At 32.5% G+C, this 26898-nt stretch carries 21 protein-coding genes; 12 read left to right on the forward strand and 9 right to left on the reverse strand.

Features of this window, described 5'->3' with window-relative positions; translation table 11 throughout:
* Positions 1 to 194: 194 nt before the first annotated feature.
* The 4 genes from ABD816_RS20395 to ABD816_RS20410 all read left to right on the forward strand — a co-directional run bounded on the left by ABD816_RS20395 (position 195) and on the right by ABD816_RS20410 (position 2930).
* On the forward strand, positions 195 to 1109 hold the full coding sequence (locus ABD816_RS20395; RefSeq protein ID WP_344930576.1) for a LysR family transcriptional regulator: 915 nt from the start codon (positions 195 to 197) through the stop codon (positions 1107 to 1109).
* A gap of 249 nt (positions 1110 to 1358) precedes the next feature.
* Positions 1359 to 1676 (forward strand): hypothetical protein, encoded by a 318-nt coding sequence (locus ABD816_RS20400; protein WP_344930578.1) that lies wholly within the window; start codon positions 1359 to 1361, stop codon positions 1674 to 1676.
* Between the two features lie 10 nt (positions 1677 to 1686).
* Positions 1687 to 2586 (forward strand): YitT family protein, encoded by a 900-nt coding sequence (locus tag ABD816_RS20405; RefSeq protein WP_344930580.1) that lies wholly within the window; start codon positions 1687 to 1689, stop codon positions 2584 to 2586.
* 29 nt (positions 2587 to 2615) lie between these two features.
* A complete protein-coding gene (locus tag ABD816_RS20410) occupies positions 2616 to 2930 on the forward strand; it encodes a hypothetical protein (protein ID WP_344930582.1) in 315 nt (104 codons plus the stop codon).
* 34 nt (positions 2931 to 2964) lie between these two features.
* Here the strand turns inward: ABD816_RS20410 and mltG are convergent, their stop codons facing one another.
* The 3 genes from mltG to ABD816_RS20425 all read right to left on the reverse strand — a co-directional run bounded on the left by mltG (position 2965) and on the right by ABD816_RS20425 (position 7940).
* Positions 2965 to 4050 carry an endolytic transglycosylase MltG gene (gene mltG / locus ABD816_RS20415; protein ID WP_344930583.1) on the reverse strand — a complete coding sequence of 362 codons (1086 nt, stop codon included), beginning with the start codon at positions 4048 to 4050 and terminating at the stop codon, positions 2965 to 2967.
* Positions 4051 to 4059: 9 nt separating this feature from the next.
* A complete protein-coding gene (locus ABD816_RS20420) occupies positions 4060 to 5544 on the reverse strand; it encodes an FAD-binding oxidoreductase (protein ID WP_344930586.1) in 1485 nt (494 codons plus the stop codon).
* 65 nt (positions 5545 to 5609) lie between these two features.
* The gene (locus ABD816_RS20425) at positions 5610 to 7940 is read right to left on the reverse strand and encodes an ATP-dependent helicase (RefSeq protein WP_344930589.1); all 2331 of its coding nucleotides are present in this window, start codon (positions 7938 to 7940) and stop codon (positions 5610 to 5612) included.
* Between the two features lie 471 nt (positions 7941 to 8411).
* Between ABD816_RS20425 and ABD816_RS20430 the strand changes: the two genes are divergently transcribed.
* The 5 genes from ABD816_RS20430 (at position 8412) to ABD816_RS20450 (ending at position 15205) form a co-directional block, all read left to right on the forward strand.
* Positions 8412 to 8699, forward strand: coding sequence for a hypothetical protein (locus ABD816_RS20430; RefSeq protein WP_344930591.1), 288 nt, complete (start codon positions 8412 to 8414; stop codon positions 8697 to 8699).
* A gap of 215 nt (positions 8700 to 8914) precedes the next feature.
* Positions 8915 to 11290 (forward strand): Ig-like domain-containing protein, encoded by a 2376-nt coding sequence (locus ABD816_RS20435; RefSeq protein ID WP_344930593.1) that lies wholly within the window; start codon positions 8915 to 8917, stop codon positions 11288 to 11290.
* A gap of 444 nt (positions 11291 to 11734) precedes the next feature.
* Positions 11735 to 13018 (forward strand): amidohydrolase, encoded by a 1284-nt coding sequence (locus ABD816_RS20440; RefSeq protein ID WP_344930595.1) that lies wholly within the window; start codon positions 11735 to 11737, stop codon positions 13016 to 13018.
* A gap of 12 nt (positions 13019 to 13030) precedes the next feature.
* Positions 13031 to 14605 (forward strand): FMN-binding glutamate synthase family protein, encoded by a 1575-nt coding sequence (locus ABD816_RS20445; protein ID WP_344930596.1) that lies wholly within the window; start codon positions 13031 to 13033, stop codon positions 14603 to 14605.
* 81 nt (positions 14606 to 14686) lie between these two features.
* Positions 14687 to 15205 carry a DUF7935 family protein gene (locus ABD816_RS20450; protein WP_344930597.1) on the forward strand — a complete coding sequence of 173 codons (519 nt, stop codon included), beginning with the start codon at positions 14687 to 14689 and terminating at the stop codon, positions 15203 to 15205.
* A 113-nt stretch (positions 15206 to 15318) separates the two neighbouring features.
* On the opposite strand, the gene ABD816_RS20455 is transcribed toward ABD816_RS20450, so the two are convergent.
* From ABD816_RS20455 to ABD816_RS20475, 5 genes are all read right to left on the reverse strand, one after another.
* Positions 15319 to 15750, reverse strand: coding sequence for a PH domain-containing protein (locus ABD816_RS20455; protein WP_344930599.1), 432 nt, complete (start codon positions 15748 to 15750; stop codon positions 15319 to 15321).
* Positions 15751 to 15946: 196 nt separating this feature from the next.
* Entirely contained in the window at positions 15947 to 16582 is a 636-nt protein-coding gene (locus tag ABD816_RS20460; protein ID WP_344930600.1) for a transglutaminase-like domain-containing protein, read from the reverse strand.
* 62 nt (positions 16583 to 16644) lie between these two features.
* Positions 16645 to 17568: a patatin-like phospholipase family protein gene (locus ABD816_RS20465; protein WP_344930602.1), complete on the reverse strand. Its 924-nt coding sequence runs from the start codon at positions 17566 to 17568 to the stop codon at positions 16645 to 16647.
* A gap of 3 nt (positions 17569 to 17571) precedes the next feature.
* Positions 17572 to 19695 (reverse strand): M1 family metallopeptidase, encoded by a 2124-nt coding sequence (locus tag ABD816_RS20470; RefSeq protein ID WP_344930603.1) that lies wholly within the window; start codon positions 19693 to 19695, stop codon positions 17572 to 17574.
* Positions 19696 to 19815: 120 nt separating this feature from the next.
* The gene (locus tag ABD816_RS20475) at positions 19816 to 22068 is read right to left on the reverse strand and encodes a CocE/NonD family hydrolase (RefSeq protein ID WP_344930605.1); all 2253 of its coding nucleotides are present in this window, start codon (positions 22066 to 22068) and stop codon (positions 19816 to 19818) included.
* 402 nt (positions 22069 to 22470) lie between these two features.
* Between ABD816_RS20475 and recG the strand changes: the two genes are divergently transcribed.
* On the forward strand, positions 22471 to 24573 hold the full coding sequence (gene recG, locus ABD816_RS20480) for an ATP-dependent DNA helicase RecG (protein WP_344930615.1): 2103 nt from the start codon (positions 22471 to 22473) through the stop codon (positions 24571 to 24573).
* A 4-nt stretch (positions 24574 to 24577) separates the two neighbouring features.
* Here the strand turns inward: recG and ABD816_RS20485 are convergent, their stop codons facing one another.
* The gene (locus ABD816_RS20485; RefSeq protein WP_344930607.1) at positions 24578 to 24931 is read right to left on the reverse strand and encodes a hypothetical protein; all 354 of its coding nucleotides are present in this window, start codon (positions 24929 to 24931) and stop codon (positions 24578 to 24580) included.
* A gap of 146 nt (positions 24932 to 25077) precedes the next feature.
* Between ABD816_RS20485 and ABD816_RS20490 the strand changes: the two genes are divergently transcribed.
* A complete protein-coding gene (locus ABD816_RS20490; protein WP_344930609.1) occupies positions 25078 to 26151 on the forward strand; it encodes a tyrosine-type recombinase/integrase in 1074 nt (357 codons plus the stop codon).
* A gap of 82 nt (positions 26152 to 26233) precedes the next feature.
* Entirely contained in the window at positions 26234 to 26584 is a 351-nt protein-coding gene (locus tag ABD816_RS20495) for a hypothetical protein (protein ID WP_344930611.1), read from the forward strand.
* The last annotated feature ends 314 nt before the right edge of the window (positions 26585 to 26898 follow it).

Below are 26898 nucleotides of genomic sequence, written 5' to 3' on the forward strand. Positions count from 1 at the left end.
ATCAGCAGAAAAATGAGATATTTTGCCTACATAAAAGATCTATATTTTATTTCTTATCCTTACATTCTTAGTGTTTCTAATTTCTTTTAACTCTTTAATTTAAAATAGAAACATTTTTTTACTTTTTACTAAGTTAATAAACAATGTTCATATATTTTTATTTATATTTATAATCATTTATATAAAAGTATTTTATGCATTATACACTTCACCAATTACACATTTTCCTAAAAATTGCTGAAAAACAAAGCATCACTAAGGCATCTATAGAGTTACATCTTACTCAGCCGGCAGTATCTATACAATTAAAAAACTTTCAGGATCAATTTCCTATTCCTTTAACCGAGGTAATAGGAAGAAAACTATATGTTACAGATTTTGGTAAAGAAATAGCAATCGCTGCAGAAAAAATTTTAGAAGAAGTAAAACAGATTAATTATAAGACGTTAGCATATCAAGGTGAGCTATCGGGAGTATTAAAAATTTCTGTAGTGTCTACAGGAAAATATATAATGCCATATTTCTTATCTGATTTTATAAAACAAAATAGTGGAGTTAATTTAATATTAGATGTTACTAATAAAGCCAAGGTAATAGATAGTCTAGAAAAGAATACAGTCGATTTCTCTCTTGTTTCTGTTCTGCCGGATAAACTTCAAATAGAAAAGACTAAATTGATGGAAAACCAACTATACCTGGTAGGGAATTCAGATCAAAAATTCACAAAAAAAATATATAATAAATCTATTTTTACAGAGCTTCCATTGATTTATAGAGAGCAAGGGTCCGGAACAAGATATACAATGGAAAAATTCATCGAAAAAAACAATATCCCTGTAAGTAAAAAAATGGAACTTACCTCTAATGAAGCTGTAAAACAAGCTGTGATTGCCGGGCTTGGTTATTCTATTATGCCTCTTATTGGAATCAGAAATGAACTTAAAACGGGACGTCTTCAGATTATCCCGGTAGAGGGGTTTCCTATCAAATCCAACTGGAATATGATTTGGCTTAAAAATAAGAAATTCTCGCTTGTTGCTAATGCATTCCTTGAATATCTGGAAGAAGAAAAGAACACGATTATTAAACAGAAATTTGATATATTGTAAGCAGATAATAACTATCTATTATCATCTGCTTATAAGTAAATATCTTATCTGTTTAAATTTTTAAAACTTTTTCTAAACAATATCTTCACCAAATGTATACTTGAAATCATTTATCATATCCAATGATAAATATTTGACCATAAATTCATTTTATATAAATTATATTTATGATTATCATCATAAATATAAATAAAAATATATGAAATGAATTTTAGAAATTTGAAGTAAGTAATTTTAAATGCTAAAATAATGGTAAAGGTATATATCATCCCGGAAAGTAAATCTCAAGCTAATGAAATAGTTGAATTTCTTTTGAGAAGTAAATATTTTTTAACCGTCCTGGTAATGGAGAACTGCGTTATGGGGAAAATTGATCGTAAAAAGCATTACAGTCGATTAAAAAAAATAATAATTACAGGGATTATAAGATCCACACAGTTTAATAATCTAAATGATCGACTTAGAGAGATGTACAGTAAAAGTATGCCTGTTCTATATTCAATTCCAATAATACACATGGATCCACAACAAGCAGAATCCATAACAGAATATATCACTGCATTTTAAAAAAAACTATATGATTACATCTACTCAACCAATCTTAATTAAGCAAATATTACGTAGTGTTAATGAGTACATCCAAATAGCTATTGGTGTGTTATTGGCAAGTATTGGTTTAAAAGCGTTTCTTTTACCTAACGGTTTTTTAGATGGTGGAGTAACTGGCATTGCTATTTTAATAAATACCATATTCGACATAAATCTTTCTGTGGCTCTTATAATTCTAAGTATACCGTTTTTAGTATTAGCCTATTTCACTATTTCTGGTTATATGGTATTTAAATCTATTCTTAGTATTCTGAGTTTAGCAGTATTCATACATCTTGAAAATTTTGAAATAGTAACGAGTGATAAATTACTAACCTCGATTTTTGGAGGACTTTTCTTGGGGCTTGGTATAGGAATTACTATTAAAAACGGAGCCGTATTAGATGGTTCAGAAGTGTTAGGAATTTATATAAATCGGCATTATGGAATAGGAATAGGGAAAATCATTTTGTTATTTAATTTTATTCTATTTGGTATCACAGCTATTATGGTATCTAAAGAAACGGCTATGTATTCAACTCTGGCTTTTTTAATCACTGCAAAAATTACAGATCTTACAATAGAAGGTTTTGAAAATTTTATTGGAGTTATGATTGTATCTAAGCATTATGAATTGATCAAAGACGCTATTACCACTAAATTAGGTTCAGGAATGACTGTTTTTAATGGTGCCCAAGGATATGGAAACCGTGGAAAAACTCAAGATCTGGAGGTAATTCATACCATTATTAATAGAATTGAAATTGGAAAAATTAATAAAATAATTGATACCATTGACCCTGAGGCATTTGTTATAGAATATGATGTTAACCATATAAAGGGCGGTATCCTAAGGCGGTATCTTTCTAAAAAGACAGGTCAATTTTAGAATTCATTCAAACAAAAAAATTAATCATTATGATATTATCATCACATAAAACACTTCTGGAAGATATTGAAGCAGCTAAAAAAGCAGGATTTACTGCTGACTTTTTATATAAAGATAATCAGATTTACGATCGTGAAACAAACAAGGCATATTCTATTGAAAATTGCACCCTGATAGAATATTGTAGACACGAAGGATTTAATGACCCGGGTGATGCATCAATTTTATTTCTAATCTCCTGTGATGATGGAATTAAAGGTTGTTTAAGTAGTAATTATGGTGTGCATGCGGATCTTAATTTAATGCAGTTTGCTCTTTCTATCAAAAGTGAATTTAATAAATAAGACTAAAGCTAAGAACTTCTGTCAATCGCTGCAACTACCTATATACGTTTCGTTTATTCAATGCGTTTTGATATCTGCGTGCATATATAAGATGTTGACTATATGTTTTCGCAAAATAACTATCTCCTGAGAAATCTTCTTTTGCAACAAAATATAAATAATCATGCTTTTCATAATTCAATACTGCATCAATATAAGAAATCGGAGGAATTATAATTGGCCCTGGAGGTAAACCATTGTATTTATACGTATTATAAGGAGAATCTATTTCCTTATGTTTATCTAATACACGTCTGATAGTATAGTCACCTAAAGCAAAGATTAATGTAGGATCCGCCTGCAGTGGCATTCCGATCCGCAAACGATTCAGATATACACCCGCAACAGTTCGCATATCTTTAGGCTTTTTTGTTTCCCAGTAGACAACTGATGCTAATGTGGTTATCTCTGACTGACTCAATTTTAATGCTTTACTCTTTTTTATACGCTCTTCATTCCAGAAATCCTTATATTCTTTTGCCATCCTTGCCATTAATTCGGAAGCAGTTACATCCCAATCCACATTATATGTATTAGGAATAAACATGGAGATAATTGTGTTTTCATTAAAGCCATATTTCCTAATTGAGTCTTTATTAGACAACCAATTATATACATCAAGAGAATCTAACATAATTCCACGGGTAATCGCTCCAGAAAGTTGTTTTAAATCCCTAACTTGATTAAAGGTAATCGTCATATCAAGTTTTCCATTCCCTGCTCTCAGGTGATTAATTAATGAATTATTGCTCAGCCCGTCTTTTATCCTGTATTTACCAGCAACTATATTCCTTCCTTTATAGTTTTTCTTTTCCGCCATCCATATTAATGACGATTCATCAATTATGATATCTAATTCGTTTATTAATGTCAATACTTGCTCTGTATTAGCATTACGAGGGATCATTAGATATACCTCCTCGCCTTTAGTATCCACATTTGCTTTCATAAAATTAGTGTAGTACAAATACCCTACATATCCACCAACAATACATCCGCATAACACCAGAAAACCCAGAATTTTTTTAAGAATACCGCTACTCTTTTTCTTGACACTTTTTTTCTTTTTTTTTGGACTCATCAGACTGATTTAGTATTTTTTTAATTTAACCGTTTGTTCATGAGAAAAAACATCATTAGGATCATACTTCTTTTTGATTTCCTGAAGTTTTTTATAGTTATCTCCATAGTAAGCAGTTTCCCAATCTTTAAAACCTTTATGCGGATAATTGCGATATTGTCTTTTAATTCCGTGATCGTAAAGGATTCCCTGAATTTCTTCAAAAGATTCGATTAAGACTTCCGGGTTTTTTCCTTCTTCCCAGTACGCTTGTAGTTCAGACAGGTATGGGATGTTACGATGAGGGTAACAAGAATTAGATTCAAATTCTGGAGTATTAATAGCACCTCCTAGTGTATTTATCTGATAAATCAAACCTCTTTTTCTAAATACCACATTCAATACAGCATCAATACTGGTTTCAATAGATTCATAACCTTTGTAATAACCAGCAGAAGCATTTTTGAAATAAATCGGATGCTGGATTCCATAATAATTACGAAGTGATACCGCTAGGTTCTTTTTCGTACCAATGGATGTTTTATCCGCTAATGTAGAGAATGCATCCAGCATCTCACGCAACGGTTCATTATCCTCGCCATAATTAGTTATCAATAGCACCATAGTTTTGTAATTAAGTACAAATGCTGCAAAACAACTTTCTGGTAAGGCTGCAGAATATTTAAAATATGCTTGTAATAGCTCTTTTGTCCTTTCTTTATCTAACTTATATGCTTTAAATCGATGTCTCGTAAATCCGTAAGGAACTTTATGCGTTTTAAAAGTAAGCTTTGTCACTACACCCAGATTACCATTTCCTCCACCTCGTAGTGCCCACATTAATTCTTCTCCGGTTTTTGTAGTATGCACATTTCCTAAGCCGTCTACTAATATAGCTTCAATTAAATGATCACAGGTTAATCCATATTTTCTAGCAAAAAAACCATATCCACCTCCCAGCGTTAATCCCCCTATGCCAACAGTTGCACAGGAACCCGCAGGTATGATTCTGTTTTTAGGCAACAACTCATCATACATTTCTTTTAATGTGCAAGCAGGTTCTATGGTGACAGTTTGATCATCATTCCATGTAGTACTTTTTAATAAAGATAAATTAATTTGTAATCCATTGTCAATAGATGAAAAAGATTCAAAACTATGACCTCCACTTTTTACTGCTACTTTTAATCCTTCTGCATTTGCTAATTTAATAGCCGCTGCCACTCCTACAGTATTTTTACATAATGCTATAATCAAAGGAAATTTCTGAACGTTTAAATTAAAGCTTTGTCTTAATTCATCATATTCTTTATCTGTCTTTCTAAAATAGACCACATCATTTACCGTTACGGCTTCTTCAAAAGATGCAATTGTATCTTTTACAGTTGTATCTAAAGAAGTTGCTGCACCATTTCCGGTTTTTTTTTCAGAATGCAAACAAGATGGTAGAAATACACTAAAACCGGATAATGCTAATAATTTTAAAACCTCTCTCCTATTTTTTTGTTCTTTCATACTTACTTGATTGAATTATATACTTATGTAGATATGGTTAATGTGCTAACACATAAAAAAGTTCATTATTCTAATACTTTTAGTTTTGCAAATCGTAGTAAGAGCTTTTTTATCCCACCATTTTCAAAATTAATTTCTGCTTTTTTATCCTGCCCTACTCCTTCTAATTGTAAGATCTTTCCTTTACCAAAACGCATATGCTCTACCATAGTACCAGGGATCAAGTCTCCATCAAATAAGTTTGCCTTTTGGGTACTTGCTGACTTATTAGATACGGGACGTAGTTTACGTAATTTACGTAATTGCTCTTCTGATGGTTTATGTGCTAATGGCGGTCTGCCTGTGATTGGTTTTTTAAGTCTTAATTTGCTTTTATCTACTTCACCAAAAACATCAATATCGATTAATGGTTTATATTGATAGGTGTCGATGGGTGTGATATATTCCAGAAACTGATCATCAATTTCTTCTATAAAGCGGCTAGGCTCTGCATCTACCAGTTTTCCCCAACGATATCTGGATTGAGTGTACGTCAAATATGCTTGATTTTCTGCACGGGTTAATGCTACATAAAAAAGCCTTCGTTCTTCTTCAATTTCTGCACGGGTATTCATACTCATTCCGGATGGAAATAGATCCTCTTCCATCCCCACAATATATACATAAGGAAATTCTAATCCTTTTGCTAAGTGTATAGTCATTAATGCTACTCTATCATCATCGCCGGTATCCATATCAAGATCAGTAGCCAGAGCCACATCTTCCAGAAACTCAGCAAGAGAGCCTGTCTGATCTGCCAGTTCTTTTTGCCCTTCTACAAAATCTCGCATTCCATTAAGTAGCTCTTCTATATTTTCTATACGCGCTATTCCTTCTGGTGTCCCATCTTTTTTAAGCTCTTGTAATAATCCAGTCTTTTTAGCTACTTCTTCTGCTAATACAAAAGCATCTGCTGTTTGATTAGTTACCTGAAAACTTTTGATCATCATCATAAAGTTTTGTAACCTGGTTTTAGTCCCGCTATTAATTTTGAGATTAATTCGATCTAAATTTTCAATCACCTCAAAAATAGAACGATCATAATGATTAGCTGCAACGACCAGTTTGTCAACTGTTGTACCACCAATACCTCTTGCAGGAAAATTAATTATTCTTTTTAATGCTTCTTCATCTTTGGGATTTATAATTAACCGTAAATAAGATAATACATCTTTAATCTCTTTACGCTGGTAAAAAGAAAGTCCTCCATAAATTCGATAAGGAATATCTCTTTTACGTAATGCATCTTCCATAGCTCTGGATTGCGCATTCGTTCTGTACAGAATTGCAAACTGACCGTTATTGAGCTGATGCTGCATGCGATTCTCAAAAATCGAACTTGCTACAAATCTTCCTTCATCTCCATCAGTTAATAAACGGTTAACCAGAATTTTTGGTCCGGAATCATTTGCAGTCCATACAACTTTATCCAATTTAGTTTTATTTTTATCGATAATGGAGTTGGCTGCTTCTACAATATTCTTTGTTGATCTATAATTTTGTTCCAATCTGTACTGTTGTACATTATCGTAATCCTTCTGGAAATTAAGGATATTATTAATATTTGCCCCACGAAACGCGTAAATACTCTGCGCATCATCTCCTACAACACAAATATTCTGAAACTTATCAGACAATGCTTTAACAATTAAATATTGTGAGTGATTTGTATCCTGATACTCGTCTACCAGAATATACCTAAAACGATTTTGATATTTAGCTAAAACCTCTGGAAAACGATTCAGTAGCTCATTTGTTTTAAGCAATAAGTCATCAAAATCCATCGCTCCTGCTTTAAAACAACGCTCTACATATTGTTGATAAATCTCACCCATTCGAGGACGTTTTGCCATCGCATCTGCCTCTATCAAATCTGCATCCTGAAAATATGCCTTTACCGTGATCAGACTGTTTTTATAAGAAGAAATACGAGAGTATACCTGTTTATACTTATAAATATCTTTATCTAATCCCATTTCCTTAATCACAGAAGATATTAATCGCTGAGAATCTTGTGTATCATAAATGGTAAAATTAGAGGGATATCCTAATTTATCAGCTTCAAACCTAAGGATTTTAGCAAATATAGAATGAAAAGTACCCATCCATAAATTCTTTGCTTCACTGGGACCTACGATGTCTGCGATTCTTTTTTTCATCTCACGTGCCGCTTTGTTTGTAAACGTCAACGATAATATATTAAATGAATCTACACCCTGATGCATTAAATAAGCAATGCGATACGTAAGTACCCTGGTTTTTCCTGAACCTGCACCAGCAATCACAATAAGAGGTCCATCTTTTTGCAGCACAGGAGCGCGTTGTGCATCATTTAATCCGGCTAAATAGTCTTCCAATTTTTCTTCATTTTTAAGCTACGAAATTTAAGTAAAGTATATCTTTTATTGAAACTTAGAGTGCTTTACTTATAAACAAGTGATGAATTTTTTTAGAACTTTTATTAATTTAATTTTGAACCAGATTCTGAAACGTAAGACCGTACTAATTATATTTGTTAAAAAACGATATAAATCCCTTCTCAGTATTGTTTACAAAGCACTTTATCATCTGGTTTTATCAAAAAATATACTGTATTTAATAAATTTTCCACTTATAGATTATTGATTATTTTAATAACATCAAAATTGAAAATATTAAATTTCATATATTCTATGTAAACGTTAAATGAATAATAAATTTCCTACTTATTTGCAATATTATTCAAAATAAATACGATAAAATACTTATTTTAAAGATAAAATACATATATTTATACTTTATGATGATAATTAATCTTCTTAAAAATCAACCCCAAATACCTATATACTATGACCCAAAATCTATCCATCCTATCCATTGAAAAAGAACAAATTAAATTCTTAAAGTTCCCTAAGAAAGATGTATTACATACAAGAAAAGATCAAATAAATCGCATTTTGGATTTACAAAGAGCTCTTGCTCTAGGCAATTTAGAGCGTCAAAAAGTACGTATTACTTTTGTAGATGCTAAAGGCTTAAAAATTGTAGAGACAACAATCTGGGGCATTACTGATAAAGAAGTTATCTTAAAAAGTGCTACAATAATTCCATTAGAAAGAATTATAAGTATTACTTAAAAATACAATTAATTATTCTCCAAAAGCTGAAAAGGTCTTTTAAACAAATAATTAAAACTATTTTATTGCAATTCGATAATAAAAAATACAATAAAGTCTAGTTTACTATGTTTAATATTGTTAGATAATTATCTTTTATTGAGATTCCATAATAGTTTTAAGGTAATACCCCCCACCTACTGAGTATAAAATTAAATTGTTATTAATAAACCAAAATGATCAAAGCTTATACCCAAAAGGTTACTTTATTTCTATTTATATTAATTTCTACATGTGGCTTTTCCCAGGATACAACTCCTATTTTGATAGCAGAAAGCCCTGATAGTTTTATAGAAAGTCTTACCGCTAACAAGGCTAAAGGACTTTCGCTTTCTGTCTTTAACAAAACTTCTCTTTCATTAAGTATTCATGTAGAAAAATTAAAAGATGATACTATTACATTCATAGGTAATATTAATGATGATAACCGATCTTCCTTTACCATATATAAAACCAACAACACCCTTGAGGGTACCCTTATCGTAAATGATCACAAAAAAGGGTATCATTTATTTACCCATAAGAATGGTAACGTTTTTTTAAAAGAGGTCAATATAAATACACTTGTATGTGTAGATTTTGAATCCGTTGTAGAAGATGATAATAAAGAAAAAGAAAGCAATATATCTAAAATTACCCCACAATTGGAAAGTCTTCCGGGAGCTCCGGGGATAATTTATTTAGATTTTGATGGAGAGATAGTTTCTGAAACAAGTTGGCTTAGTGGAGCCACTATTGATGCACAACCTGCTGAATTTTCTGATGAAAAAATAACAGAAATATGGAAAATAATGGCAGAAGATTTTAGATCTTTCAATTTTAATGTAACTACAAGAAGAGATCTATTTGATAATGCTCCCAATAATAGGAGAATGATGGTCATTTTTACTCCGACCAAAGATGTTGCTCCTACGTCTGGAGGAATTGCCTACGTAAGATCGTTTGCGGCTAGTCGTACAGATAATCCTTGTTGGGTTTTTAATTTAGGTAGTAGTAGGGCTGCAGGAGAAACAGGATCTCATGAGGTGGGTCATACCTTAGGATTAAGCCACGATGGAGATGCTGATCGTGAATATTATTCGGGTCATGGCCAATGGTCGCCAATAATGGGATGGAGTGTTAATAGAGCTCTTGGTCATTGGAGTAAAGGAGAATATATAGGTGCAGTAGAGCAGGAAGATGATATTGCAATCATAGCAGGAAGTAGTAATGGAGTTGGTTTTAGAGATGATGATCATCAAAATGTTATTACTGAGGCTACACCAATTTTAGTAAGCTCAGATGGAAATGTCAGTTCCGATCAGAATTATGGTTTTATACATAATAGAGATGATAAGGATGTATTTTCTTTTGTGATTGAAACAGGAAATGTTTCATTTAATTTCGAACCCAATCCTGATTATCCTAATCTTAACATACAAGCTCGTATCCTAAATGGACTAGGAGAAGAAGTTGCCATCTCTGATCCTTCGGGACTTAGTGCCAATATTAATGAAGATCTTACCTTTGGAACCTACTTTATAGAAATTGATGGCGTTGGTGAAGGTGACCTAATTACAGGGTATTCCGATTATTCATCTATAGGAAATTATTTTATTTCAGGGAATTATACTCCGGGGAATAATAATCAACCTCCCATAGCTAATTTTGACGCAGCTTATGATTGTTCTACTGTAGATTTTAATAGTACATCCATTAATAATGTAAATACTTATCTCTGGAATTTTGGCGATGGAGAAACCTCTACGGAACAAAATCCTACACATACCTATACCGATAGTGGAACATATAGTATTACTCTTACCACTTCTAATAGTGCAGGACAAGATACAAGAGAAAGAAATAATTTTATTACTATTAGTATTCCAGAACAGCCCATTGGTGAAGATGCTCGTATTTGTATTGGAGAATCAACCGTGTTAACCGTATCAGGGAATAGTAATTTTGATTGGTACGATTCGCCAAATGGCGGAAGCCTCGTTCATCAGGGAGCTACTTTTGAAACGCCAATATTAGAATCTGATAAAACCTATTATGTATCAGGTTCTTTTGATAGTTGCACAACCGATACACGAACTGAGGTTCATATTATTGTAGAAGAAAATTTACCTTCGCCTGAGATTTCTATACCTGATACCTCTGATCTTACTGTAGCGAGCATATATACTCAATATCAATGGTACGTTAATGGCGAACTAATCAACGGAGCTGATAAATCAACATATACTCCAGATCAAATAGGAGACTACAGTGTAGAGGTTTTTAATGAAACTGGATGTAATGCAGTTTCTTCAGAGTTTTCTGTTGATTTATCACAACTTAATCTAAGTCAAGGAACCAGTCTTTTTAAGTATTACCCAAATCCTGCCTCAGACATACTTTATATCGATGGATTAACAGTTAATGAAACGGATATAAGAATAGTAAATGCTTTAGGGCAAGTTATGATAGAATCCTCAATAGAACCAGCAATGGAGGTTACTAATTTATTTAAGGGAATGTATATCATTCTTATAAATAATAAATATGTAGGTAAATTTGTAAAACTATAATTGAATATAAGAAATTCGTTAAATAAAAGAATCTTTTTTATAATCAGTCAAAATATGAACTCATAATTTTACTCAAATAAACTTCTAAAAACTTTTAAAAGCCAAAAATTAGAATTTTGAACTCTACAATTTTACAAGTATTTGTTTGTTAGAGAAACTCTCAATAATAACTATATGGATTGAGAGTTTTTCATTTTTACAGCGGTTATTCCTATTTCTAACCTCACCAGCTCAAAACAAATATCACACGTATTTATTTTTATTCACATCATAATGTATGCAAAAAAGTAAAATATAGACTGATACGCTATTCTTTTACGAAAAAGTTTACAAGTTAATAGGCAATTCCTATCTTTAGCCTTTACATTATTATAATAAATGTACATTCCATTTTTATAATTAAAAGTATAACATGCTAGCAAGCAATTCATATCGACTAAATTCATGAAACACCTTACTTTTATCCTTATATTATTAGGATGCAACATAATTCAATCCCAAACGGCTGATACAGAATTGATGACTATGTCTGAGTTAATAGAAGCTAAAGTTATAGAGTGGCGTAGAGACTTTCATCAAAATCCCGAACTCTCTAATCGTGAATTTAAGACAGCTAAAAAAATTGCAACCCATTTAAAAAGCTTAGGATTTCAAGTTACTGAGAATGTAGCAAAAACCGGGGTCGTTGGTATTCTGGAAGGCAGTACAAAAGGGAAAACGGTTGCCCTTAGAGCTGATATAGATGCATTACCTGTTACAGAACGTGTAGATATTCCATTTAAATCAGTAGTGAGATCAACTTTTATGGATAAAGAAGTCGGTGTCAGTCACGCTTGTGGTCATGATACACATACAGCTATTTTAATGGGAGTAGCCGAGGTATTGAGTAAAAGTAAAGAGAAGATAAAGGGTACGGTTAAGTTTATTTTTCAACCTGCAGAAGAGGGGCCTCCTCCTGGAGAAGAAGGAGGAGCTAAATTAATGATTAAAGAAGGGGTTTTAAAAAATCCGGACGTAGATGTTATTTTTGGACTTCATATTAATTCAGGAACACCAGTGGGTACTATTCGTTATAAACCGGGAGGTACAATGGCGGCTGTAGAACGTTTTGTTATTGATGTAAAGGGAGAACAAACTCATGGATCGGCTCCCTGGACAGGTGTGGATCCCATATTGATTTCGGCAAAAATAATAGATGGTTTACAAACTATTATAAGTAGAGAATCTCCTTTAGTAGATGAAGCCGCAGTCATTACGGTAGGTAAAATAACCAGTGGTGTACGTTTTAATATTATCCCAGAGGATGCAGAGATGATTGGTACAGTGCGAACCCTTGATCCAAAGATGCGTGGGTTAATTATTCGTAGAATGAATGAGATGGTTCCTGCCATCGCAAAAGCATATGGCGGTCAGGCCAAAATTACATTTCAGAATAATACGTCTATTACTTACAATGATCCGGCATTAGTTACACAAATGTTACCTACAATGAAAGCTATTGCAGGTGATAATAATGTTGTTTTGTCAAAAGCTACTACCGGCGGTGAGGACTTCTCCTATTTTCAGGAGAAAGTACCTGGATTTTACTTCTTTTTAGGTGGAAAAGCCCTGGATACTATAGACGCTCCCTCACATCATACTCCAGATTTCTATATTGATGAAAGCGGATTAGTATTAGGAGTAAAAGTAATGTCTCAGATGACAATAGACTATTTAAACGCGCAATAATATTATTAAAAGATGGAAGCAGTTTTACATTTCTTTAGCTCAATATCCTGGTGGATGTGGATCTTATTTATCATTTTGTTAATAGCTATCAGAGACATTCTTTTTAACAAATCTCATACGATAAGTCACAACTTCCCTGTAGTTGGACATATTAGGTATATGTTAGAAAGTATAGGCCCGGAAATGAGACAGTATTTTGTGGCTAATAACAGAGAAGAACTTCCATTTAATCGTATTGAAAGAGGTTGGGTATATGCATCTTCTAAAAATGAAAACAATTATGAAGGTTTTGGAACGGATCGGGATATTTATCAACATCAACACATTTTCATAAAAAACTGTATGATTCCGTTTAAGATGGATGCAGCTCACCCTAATAATAAAGATAAAACATTTTTACCCTGTGCCAAAGTCATGGGACTATATAATGAACGTAGAAAACCGTATCGTCCGGCATCTGCTATCAATGTATCGGCTATGAGTTTTGGATCGCTCTCTGCCAGAGCTATAGAATCTTTAAATATAGGTGTCAAACAAGCGAATGCTTATCACAACACAGGAGAAGGTGGATTATCACCTTATCATAGTCATGGCGGTGATGTTGTATTTCATTTTGGAACCGGATATTTTGGTGTTAGAACAAAAGATGGTAATTTCTCTATGTCAAAATTAAAAACACTGATAGAAGAAAATCCTTTTATCAGGGCTATTGAAATCAAATTATCGCAAGGTGCTAAACCCGGAAAGGGAGGTGTACTGCCTGGTGCAAAAATAACTCCTCAAATAGCTAAAATAAGAGGGGTAGAAGTTGGGAAAGACGTGCTTTCCCCTTCTAGTCATACAGCTTTTTCTGATGTACCAGAACTTCTAAAGTTTATAGAAGATATTGCCAATGAAACGGGTCTCCCAGTGGGAATTAAAGCTGCAATTGGTAAAATAGAACAATGGGAATTATTAGCACAACTTATGGTAGAAACCAATCGCGGACCTGATTTTATCACTATTGATGGTGGAGAGGGAGGAACCGGTGCAGCACCTCCTAGCTTTGCCGACCATGTTTCCTTACCTTGGATCTATGGATTCTCAACAATCTATAAAATATTTCAAAAACATAACCTTACCCAAAGAGTTGTATTCATTGGTAGTGGAAAATTAGGATTCCCAGCTAAAGGAGCAATGGCTTTTGCTATGGGAGCAGATTGTATTAATGTAGCCAGAGAAGCTATGCTAAGTATTGGTTGTATTCAGGCTCAGGTATGCCATACTAATAAATGTCCTAGTGGTATTGCTACCCAGAATAACTGGTTACAAAAAGGAATCAATGTTCCTCTTAAATCTGATCGACTTGCACAATATTTTAAAACGTTTAGAAAAGAACTAACAGAAATTACACATGCTGCCGGATATGAACACCCGTGCCAGTTTACTATGAAAGATGTAAATGTAAATGTAGATGATGTGGATCTTACAAGAACACTGGAAGATTCTTATAAATATTCAAAAACACCAGTTGACTTTACATCTATTCAGCATTTAAAAGATTGTACTTATCTTGGAGGTCATTATCATAAAAACGAAACTCATTAAATAATAGCATCCTTACATCTAGAAAGATGACACAAGTAAATTAACGATCTAAGATTAATATTTATAAATTAAAGCATACTCATGAACATAGAAATTCTTCCACTTTTAATTTCACTGATTCCTTCATTATTCATTACCCTATTAGCATTTGCCTATTTTAAAATGCATACTGATAATGAGGAAAAAAGACGTAGATATTTAATGCACAAAGAAAACCAAAAACAATCCTTACCTCTCAGATTACAAGCCTATGAGCGTATGGCATTATTACTAGAGCGGATTTCTCCTGGTAAACTACTTATTAGAATTGCTCCTATTGGAGATGATAAAAAAAGTTATGAGGAACTACTGGTTCAAACCATCGAACAGGAATTTGAACATAACTTAACTCAGCAAATCTATATTTCTGATGAATCCTGGAATATTATCAAGGCTGCAAAAAATGGAACCATCGCTATTATCAGAAAAACAGTTTTAAAAGAAGAAATCACTTCTGCCAGTAAGATGAGAGAAGTAATACTCACGGATTTAATAGAAAAGGTTGCTCCTAGTGATACAGCACTGATTGCTATAAAAGAAGAAGTAGCTAATCTATTTTAGCTTCTTATATCTACTTTTATAATAACATTATATGACAAAAAAAATATCAACAAATAATTAAATCAATAAGTTAACTATCTGTTCATCAAATAAAAAAAATATTTTTTTCTAATCTACTCAATTGCATTGACTTTAGATTGCAGTACCCTCAGAAATGTTTCTCCTTGATTTAAAGGTGCAATCTCAACAACGAAGAGATCTCCATTATGGTCAGTTACTTCAATAATATCACCTATCAATGTTTCTTTTCTGTGTTGAATATCAGTAATATCTTTAATTGCTATAAAAGAAGTTGTCGTTTCTTTATTATGATATATCAATCTGGAATCAGTTAATATCGCAGCTTCTGTACCATCTAATGAAATGGTATAATCATAATACGCTAATACTTTTTCTTCTGTATTTAACAATTGATTGGTATTCATATATTTTATAGCATACTCTTCCATATTATTCATTACTCTTACTCCACCTTCACGCATATTACAAGAACATACTAAAACAAAACATATCAGCGACATTAACCCGATTGTAATTTTATTCATCGTTTTCTAAATTTTATAATCGTTTTGATAAATATAAGTATCTTATATCAAATGGATTATAAAAAACAGACTAAAAATACAAGATAGTATGATGAATAGACCAAGCCGTGGACACAATTACATAGTCTTTTGCTGCTAATTTTCAAGCGTTCCAGAATATGATACTATCGACTTTATAAAGTTATATTGTTTTTACTCATACATTAAAATCCAATGTATCATTATTGGTTTGAAAAATATGAGGATAATGTTTCCTAATATTTTCTATCATAAATGCCAAAGGGACGTCTTCAAAATGACCATAGTCATCAAGATATTCCATAAAAATCTTTCCTTCATCATTAAATGCTTGTAAATACGAGTCATTTTCACCATCAAATTCTAAGGGAGAAACATTGCAAATTCTGCACATTGATTTATTGAATGCAGGTGATAATTTAAGCCAGGTGTTTTCTAAATAGACATTAACCATTCCGTGCGGAGTCAATTCATTCGTTCCAAACTTTTCTGTTAATCGTTCTACTCCAATATGATTTTTTACCTTACCGAGATGTAACCTCGCTGGTATTCCTAATGCACGAAAACAAGCAATTAATAAAATTGATTTCTCTACACAATGTCCTTTTGATTTTCTCGCAATGACACTGGCTTTAAAGCTTTCTTTTCGCAAGTTAAAATTATATGGATCATATCTCCACGAGTCACGAACTCTAATATACAGCTGTTTTGCCTTTTCTTTATCAGAAAGTGAATCGGTTTGATACATAGATACCAATTCCTGAATTTCTTTACTCTGATAATCAAAATAATAGGTTGTTCTCAGATAATCCATATTTATTTATTGAGCATTTAATTTAACATCTCATTTTTAGAATGATATCTTCCAGTGTAGATTTATCCCGCCATATCGATATTTTTGATCTTATTTTCTTCAGCTAGAGAAGCTTTTTCTTCAGCATATGCATATCCTTGTTTCCACCAGCTACGCATTAACTTTTTATTAAAAATCAGAGAGTTTTCTGTTAGTTTAGATGGGGTATAATACAGGTTTAAGGGCACATCTTTATTAATAGCTGCTAACTTGCCTAATACGGTATCATGTCCTTCTACCTGATCTAGCATAAAACTAAATAAGTTTACCATCAATGAAAAAGGATTCTTACCCAAAACTTTCTGATACTCCATATTCTCAGACTCTAGAATGATAGCATCTACTTCTGTAGCTCCCCGTTTGATAGCTTCTCGTATAGGAACCATACAGCCAAAACCTCCATCCGCATACTCGCAACCATTTTTGGTAACCAAACTCATGAAAGGAATGTAATTACAGGAGATCCATATCCAATCACAAAAATCTTCATATCCATAATCATGAATGGATTTATATTCTGTTCTATTTTTAGTAAGATTAGAAACTGTTACTACCAGATCTTTTGTATGCTTTTTTGCTTCATTAAACTCTGCTTCAGAAAAATTTCTTCTAATGGATTTACGCAAATTTTTACTTTCTCCAAAGGTTCGTTTACGTTTAAGAAACTGACGAATAGTGTTTGTAAAATTAATCGACACATATTCTCTATTACCTTTTTTTCTTGTTCGAAAAGGATTGATACTAAAAATAGAGTTTTGATTAACGTTTGTATAAATGTCATGTACCTTCTCGATATTGCCTAATGCTAATTGAGGTATCAAAAGACTACCTGTAGAGGTTCCCAGAAATAAATCATATTTCCTCCCTTCTACCTGCATTAAATATTGTGCCACACCACCGGCGTAAGCTCCTTTACTTCCTCCTCCAGAAATTACTAATGCTCGCATATTTTAATTTGGGGTTAGCTTTTTTTCCAAAAATTCTTGTTGGTTCTTTGGCAAATCATTCTTTAAATCTACGTATTTCTTACGATATGAAACATTCTCAAGAGTATTATCTAATAATTGACGACAAAACTTTCTAAATCTCCAATTATGATGTAAGGCCCCTTCTACCAAATCTGCCAATGATCTTTCTGAGAATGATTGTAGACTTTCTAAATACGTAAATGCATTTTCACGTGTACTAAAATGATGAATTGGAGACGTATACCCTGATAATTCATTATAAAATTGCTGGTGATTATCTGTTTGATAATCCTTAGTACTTACAGCCAGTACCAACCAAAGGATTCTAACATTTTTATCATTAAATCCAATAATATCCTTTGTTTCATCCAGATATTCACCTCTATTCAGTGGATAATTAGACCATAAATGATACAGTGCAGGTTCTATAGTCGCATAAGATGGGTCTTTTAATAAGGATTCATATTGTTTTTTTAACCCATTCGGGATATCACTCATGCTATTAGCAATCGCTTGTCTTACATAAAGATTATTAGTATCAAAAGCTCTATCTACTATCGCTATAGCTTCCTGAGAACTATCTCCTTCTAGCTGATATACAACCTCTTGGCCTATATAATCATTAACAGGAAACTCTAATGATTTAGCTAGTGTTCCCCATTTTCCTGCTAATGGTTGGGTTCGTTCCTGAGCTAAAATGAGGTATTTTTTGATAAAATCATCTTTTGTAAGAATATCTAAGGCTTTTCGCGAAGGGAATGCTATATTTTCTAACCAATCTTTTTTATAAATTGATAAATCTGTATCACTTACTTCTTCTGCTATTTTTATAAAATCAGCCGTAGTAACATTTGTATATTGATATTTTTCTAAATAATTATGAATAGTAATCTTAAAATTGACATCTCCTATCATTGTTCTCAGGGCGTGTAATGCCCAGGCACCACGTTGATAAAATGTAAGAGAACTCGCTTTAGCATTTAGTAATGAAGTAGCTCCTTCTTCTCTGGACTGCGCTGTCAATTGCTCTGCACTCTCATATAATTTATACTGAAAATATTCATCACCAAAAATTTCTCTCTCTGCTAATAATGCATAATAGGTTGCAAAACCTTCTTGTAACCAGTGGTGTGTTCCCTCTGTTTCTGTCACCAAATCTCCAAACCATTGATGTGCTAACTCGTGTGCATTTACACTAATATAATTACGGTCATTAAAAGCGATACTATCTACTACAAAAGCATCAGAAAAAATAGTAGTTCCTGTATTTTCCATACCCGCATACAAAAAATCTTTTACAGGTATCTGCTTGTAATTCTGCCACGGAAAATCAAATCCAATCTCTGTTTCCAAAAAATCAAAAATTTGTTTTGTATGTGCATAGGTAAACTCTACTTTATTTTTATCTGTTGGATAATAATACATTTCAAGCGGAATTCCACTTGCAGAAGTTTCTATTACTTTTTCATAGTCACCAATCGCAAATGCTAAAAGGTAACTACTCATTGGTTTTTGCATATCATAATGCCAACTCTGTATAGAATCATTAAGAGATTCTTGTTTACTCAGTTTCCCGTTAGCAATTACCTCATACTCTTTATTGTAATTAATTGTGAGATCAAATTCTACTTTCTCATTCATATCATCAAAACTAGGAACCCAGTTAGATGAGTATTTGCCTTGTCCCTGAGTCCATATCTGATCTTTACCCTGATAATCCTTAATAAAGTATACCGCTTTTTTTGGAGTAGTATTGTACCGTATGTTAATGATATGCTCTGTATCTGTTTTAAAATCAGAAGTTATCTTTATTTGCTTAGCATCATAAGAAAAATCAGCTTTTTTACCATCTAATAACACTTGTTCTATTTGCATTTGCTGTGCATCGATTGTGACTGATGGTGTAGCCTCATTAATTTTCATCGTATATATCACAGACCCTTCTACACTTTTGGTTACAGGATTAACAGTAATATTAATGGTCGCTTGTAAAAAATCTACAGAGGTCTGTTCTTTTTTAATTTTATCCAGAGAGGATACATCAAACTTTTTAGCCCGAATATGCAAAGAAAGAAGCAATACAATGTAAAAAAAAATAATACGCATAGTAAAATCTGATCAAATGTTCTGCCAAAATAACGATTTTACATGTCTAGTATTACAAAATAGTGTTAGCAAATACATATTTAATACCATTGTTTTTCTTTAAATAAGTATTACTCCTTATTATTTTACCGTACTTATCGGTATTTTAATAGCGCTATCGCTAAACCATTTTACTTGCAAAGGAATTTTGCCATCAGCTATAGTTTCATCACTAACATCTTTACCTGTTCCATAATTAATTTGCCAGGATGGGCTCTTGTGTAGTCCTAACAACAGTACCAGTTTACTCCCTTTTTCAATTCTATTACTGGTAAAGTATGAATTGCTAAAAGGTATGAATTCTCGCTTACCGGGCACTAAAAGCTGTCGTTTACCAGGGTTCTTTGCATAACTAGCTCTTCCCAAATAATTGGATAACTGTAAGTAACTACCATCAGCTTTCATTTCAAAAATTTCAAGAATAATATCTACATCTTTTTTATTGATTTCTGCATATAGGTCTGCCAGAAAAGCTCCATTTATATCAAATGGTTTGGTAAATGCCTCAGAAACAAAAGAAACTTGATTGTGCATTTGAATTTCTTTAGCATATATAGAATTACGTTTTTGGATACTATCACCTCTATACATAAAATCTAATTCTTGTCTTATATATTCTTTGGAGTCTGGTTTTTGTAATGTTAACTTATAATCTTTTCCTTCTCTCACATTATCCAGATACAATACTAATGTATCGTCATTCATATCTCTTAACGTAGGTTTATGTTTCCATATATTTGCTCCTGTAACTTGATAATTCACTTTATCCTTTAATATTTTAGGCTTTTCTGCACCTTTAAAAATATAATCAAACCATTGATACGCCAATACATCCATATCTAATTTAGCAATACTATCCACCGTTAAACCTCTTACCTTTTTTGCTGTTCTTCCAGCTGCACCACTGTGATTATATGGACCTATTAATAAGTAATGATTGGCATTTTTATTTCTTTTGATATGTTCTCGGTGATAATGTAAAGCTCCCACCTGATCCGAATCATAATATCCAGTAGTAGTTAAAACAGGAATATCAATATGAGCAAAATCTTCTTTACTAGCCACCATATTCTGCCAATAATCATCATAACTGGGGTGATCTAACCAGCGCTGAAAAATTTTATTAGGTTTGCCGTGTAAAGAATCTAATGCTCTGAATGACTTACCACTAGCATACCAAGCACGATATACCTTACTCCATTGTTGGGTATCTAAAAAATTCTCAAGATCAATAAATTTATTTGTAGTCACAAAATTAATCCACCTGATCATGTAACTCATAAAAACATTATTTTCCATTGGATAATCCAGACCTGTACCAACAGCAACTTGAGGCACAATTGTTTTAAGCGCCGGATGTAATTTCTTAGCTGCTGCCCATTGACTAAATCCCCGATAACTACTTCCCATCATACCTACCTGACCATCACTCCAGGGTTGTTTACTTATCCAATCAATTACCTCGTATGCATCGGTAGCATCATGTTCAAAAGGTTCTATGTCATCCGGGCTAAAATGTTTTCCTCTCGTACTTGCAAAAACTCCGTTATATCCATAATAAGCAGCTTCCTTAAGTGCTATTTTATCTATTACACCACTTTCATATGGGTAAATACTAAATATTAACATGGTAGGCCTTGGGGTAATATCTCCTTTTTTTATTGCCATCTGTAATGCTACCGTAGCATTATCCTTTGTCTTAATAGCGATACTATCCTCTATTATGTATCTTTTTTCATCTTCTCTGTCCAGTATTGTAAACGCCATTTTTTTAGTCTCTTTTGTAATTTTTTTAGAAGTACAAAGCGAAACTAATTGTATCGCATTACTTTTTGTAATGCTATCCTTGCCCACTCTTTTTAGAAGAAGTTTATCTATTTTTCTTTGTAACTCATCTTCGTGGATATCAAAATTGCGAGGAAGAAAAAGTTTTGCCTTTTCTGTGAGAGGATCATATAATTTTTTAAATGAATTAGTATAAGCAGTCTCAAAATTGGTTTTTTTGGATCGCATAGCATCAGCATACAGGTAGCGTTCTGCGACCATTAAATTTGCCTCTTCGGGATACTCTTGTCCTGCAATGATTCGCAAGCTATCAATTGAAACCAATGCTTCTGCGTATCTTCCGGATAAAATCTGAATATCAATTAAATTTGTATAAAATTTTTTCTTATCCCTTTCGGCATAGTCTTTTGATAAGGAAACAGCCAGTTCTGATACTTTATTGTCAAAAGTATTTTGATCTTCAGTTAAAGCTTCAGGAAAATAATATTGTTGCGAAAAAAGAGAGGTGATACTTGACAAAAATATGGTGAGAAAAAAGATCTTTTTCATGTGAACCTATATATTATGATTGAATGAATGCCCTATAATTTGGTTACAAAAAAAGGTATTTAAAATGAATCGAATAAAAAATTGCTAAAATTATTTAAAATTACTTCTATAAAGTATGTCTTAAAGACTGATTTTAGAACTAACTTTCAGAATAAGAACTTTAAATTGTAGGTATATTAAAGGCATTTTAAACTCCGTATAAAGACCCTGAAAGCGATTTGTAAAAATACACCTACCCGTTCTTTACCAAGCTTGTTAATATGTCGTAGCAACTCATATTTCAAAATAACAACAGATAAATTTGTACGAAACAAATTAAAAAAAGAAAACGTACTATAGATAGTTGCAAACCTGTTTTTGTTTCATTTTGAACTTTGAGTGATGAAACATATCTTCGTTCTTATGAATTCTAACATTTTACAAACCCCTATTGATTACTTAAAAGGTGTAGGTCCATCAAGAGCCACTTTATTACGTGCAGAGTTAGGAATTCATACCTATCAGGATTTGATCAATTTATTTCCTAATCGATATATTGATAAAACTCATTACTATAAGATCAACGAATTGCAGCGTACCACTGCAGAAGTACAGATTGTGGGTAAGATTACGCATATCAAAATGGTAGATCAGAAACGAGGAAAACGTCTGGTTGCTAAATTTATGGATGATACTGGCGATATGGAGCTTGTATGGTTTAGAGGGCATAAATGGATCAAAGAAAACCTAAAACTCAATACTCCGTACGTTATCTTTGGAAAAACAAAGTACTACAATGGGTACTCTATGCCACACCCAGAAATGGAATTGCTGACCGAGCATGAAAAAAATCTAAAAATCAGCATGCAACCTGTTTATCCATCTACAGAGAAATTATCCAATAAAGGTATCAGTAATAGGGTAATCAGTAAAATGATGCAACAATTGTTTGCAGAAACACAACTTAAATTTTATGACACCCTTTCTGAAGAAATTCTATCAGAACTTAAATTAATTTCAAAAAGAGAAGCTGTATTTCATGTACATTTTCCTAAAAATCAGGAAATACTGGCAAAAGCTCAGTACCGACTTAAATTTGAAGAACTTTTTTACATTCAGCTACAACTGATTATCAAAAAGCTGATTAGAAAACAAAAAATCAAAGGGTATCCATTTACAGAAGTTGGTACCTATTTTAATACATTCTATAACGACCATTTACCTTTTACTCTTACCAATGCGCAGAAACGGGTAATTAAGGAAATTAGAAAAGATATAGGCAGTAGTGCACAGATGAATCGTTTATTACAAGGTGATGTTGGATCAGGTAAAACAATTGTTGGTTTTATGGCGATGTTACTAGCTATTGATAATGGGTTTCAGGCATGTTTGATGGCACCAACAGCTATTCTGGCAAGTCAGCATTATCAAGGAATCACAGAGCTCACCAAGGGCTTGGATATCCAGGTAAAATTGCTAATGGGCAGCTCTAAAGTAAAAGAACGCAGAATTATTCATGAAGAACTGGAGAATGGTACCTTACATATATTGATTGGCACTCATGCTTTATTAGAAGATAAAGTAAAATTTAAAAATCTAGGCTTAGCCATTATAGATGAGCAACATAGGTTTGGTGTAGCACAACGAGCTAAGTTATGGCATAAAAACAAGTACCCTCCACATATTCTTGTAATGACAGCCACTCCCATCCCCAGAACATTAGCTATGAGCTTATATGGAGATTTAGATATTTCTGTTATCGACGAATTACCTCCGGGAAGAAAATCAATCAAGACGGTACATCGATATGATAGCAACAGACTTAAAGTATTTAAGTTTATGGCAGAAGAAATTGCAAAAGGCAGACAGGTATATATTGTATATCCTCTGATTCAGGAATCAGAAGCAATGGACTATAAAGATTTGATGGATGGGTATGAAAGTATTGCCCGCTCCTTCCCTGCTCCTCGGTATCAGATCTCTATTGTACATGGGCAAATGAAACCCGCAGACAAGGAGTATGAGATGGCTCGTTTTGTAAAAGGAGAAACTCAAATTATGGTTGCTACTACAGTAATTGAAGTAGGTGTTAATGTACCTAATGCCAGTGTGATGATTATAGAAAGTGCAGAACGGTTTGGACTCTCGCAATTACATCAACTAAGAGGACGTGTAGGTAGAGGGGCAGAACAGAGTTTTTGTATTTTGATGACCGGTTTTAAACTTTCTTCTGATAGTAAAACCAGATTAGAGACTATGGTTCGTACTAATGATGGATTTGATATCGCAGAAGTAGATCTTAAGTTACGGGGACCCGGGGATATTATGGGAACGCAACAAAGTGGAGTTCTCAATTTAAAAATTGCGGATATGGTGCGAGATAATGATATTCTAAAAACTGCACGGTATTATGCTATGAAAATATTAAAAGAAGATCCTTCTTTAGCTTTAGAAAAGAACCACGTTTTATTATATACGTATCAACAAGTCGCTAAACATAAGAATATTTGGAATTATATTAGTTAACCATTTAATCCATGTATTTCTGCCAGGTAACTAATATAAATTTATCCTTTAGGTCAAGAAATCCATATTCATAACAAAACAGGTATACTTTATTTTCTTTATTTTTCCAGTAATGTGTGAAATATTTTGGATTAAAGCCTTCTAAAATCAGTTTTTCTTTGCGTATTGTAGATAGTCCTGATTTATTATATGCCTTTAATATTTTTCGATTAGTTTTTAATTGTTTGTCAATTGAGTAATATAAAGTTTCTTCAGATTTACGTTTTTGATATTGATGAGCAGATTTGCAATGAACGGAACAATATTTCTTATCAGATCTACCTATAATTTCAGCTTTACATTGTGGACATGGATTCATATTTTCTTTTTAACTAAAAATTAGTCAAATACTATTCGAATAGTATTCGACTAAAATACTACTATGGTTTTTAAATACTGCATTTTTGTATCATGAATCTTACTAAACACATCACCTTAAAGCATTTGTTGATTAATAACCAAAAGATGATTGGGATACAATTTCATCCTGATAAAGTGATCCAAGCATTGATAAAAGAACTCTCCAACCCTAGATGGAGCAGAGAGTTTGCGATGGTATATATCGTTCATAATAAAGAAAACTTGAATTGTGTTTTTGAGAAATTTAGAGGTGTCGCCTGGATTAATGGAAATTCTTTTTTTAAAGAGAAAATAAAACGTGATAACGAGCCAGTTAATATTAACTGGTATCGTAACAGAGTAAAAACAGTTTCTTATAAGTATGTGCCAGAAGCATATCTTCTGAAACTAGAACTCAAAAGATACGCCCTAAACACCTGTAAAATATACATCTCCTTATTCGAGAAGTTTATAAATCAGTATCCCGATAAAGATATTGTGGAATTATCTGAACAAGAGATAAGAGAATATTTGCAATTACTTATCGGACAAAACAAATCTAACAGTTATATCAACCAATCTATAAATAGTATTAAGTTTTATTATGAAGTGGTGATGGGAATGCCCAATCGATTTTATAGTATAGAAAGACCTAGAAAAGAACAGAAGCTTCCACAAGTAATATCGAAAGAAGAGATTCTCGCTATGATTGCCAATACCAATAATATAAAACACCGTTGTATTGTAAGTCTATTATATTCTGCTGGATTACGAAGAAGTGAATTATTAGAATTAAAAATTCAAGATATAGATAGTAAGCGGATGCTAATTCATATCAAAAATGCAAAAAATAATAAAGACCGGTATTCATTGTTATCACAAACTGTGTTAAAAGAATTAAGGGTATATTATAAAGAATGGAAACCAAAAGAATATCTGTTTGAAGGATTAAAAGGAACTAAATATAGTGGAAGTAGTGTAAAAGAAATAGTAGTTAAAGCAGCAGAAAAATCGAAGATAAACAGGAGAGTAACTCCGCATATGTTAAGGCATAGTTTTGCTACTCATCTTTTAGAAAGTGGTACTGACCTAAGATATATTCAAACTCTTTTAGGGCATAGTAGTACAAAAACCACAGAAATTTATACTCAAGTGGCAATAAACAATTTCAAATCAATTAAAAATCCATTAGATTTGTAGTAAATACAAGGAATATAATAGCAATTGCTATTATAACATTGTTGTATGTAATTCCCTAAAAAGAGTAATTAAATTATAGTAAGTGAACTTCTTTTCAAAATATTTAAAAAAGTATAAAGATAAAAAAGAACTGAAAAAATCTAATTTCGGAAGAGATTATGGATGGTATATTGAATACGAAGGTAAAACTATTGGTGAGCTTGTTGACTGGAAATTCACTGATATGTTTTGGTGCTCTTATAAAGTGGCTCCATTAAATGGTGAGTGGGAAAGTATTGTGTTTGATGAAAAAAAGTGGCAGAATTGTGAGTTTAAATTCAAAAATAAAAAATACAATAAATACGCCGAAAATGCATTTTCTGGATTTGCTCCTGGAAGTTTAATGGAAACAAAAACTGTCGGAATGCGAATGCTATATTTTACTGAACTTTGAAAATAAACTACATACAACATCATATATGAAATCAGAGCAATTTAATGTCAAATCAAAAGGTCATTTCCTTTTTGCAGTGGCGCTAAATTTTTATAAATTGAATAAGAAATAAAAATGCGCAGATAGATCAATTGGTTCTAGGGTACTTGCCTTGCTCCGATTCATATATTTGGCGTTATAGCCAATCAGGTACGTTAAAGGGACATAGTTTACACTTTTTCAAGTTATAATTTGAGACAAAAATCAAATTATTATGCCTTGGAAAAACACAACAACTATGGAACAAAAAATTGAATTTATTTGTGAATGGCGTA

The organism is Aquimarina addita (assembly GCF_039539305.1).
In the GTDB taxonomy this organism is placed as follows: Bacteria; Bacteroidota; Bacteroidia; order Flavobacteriales; family Flavobacteriaceae; genus Aquimarina; species Aquimarina addita.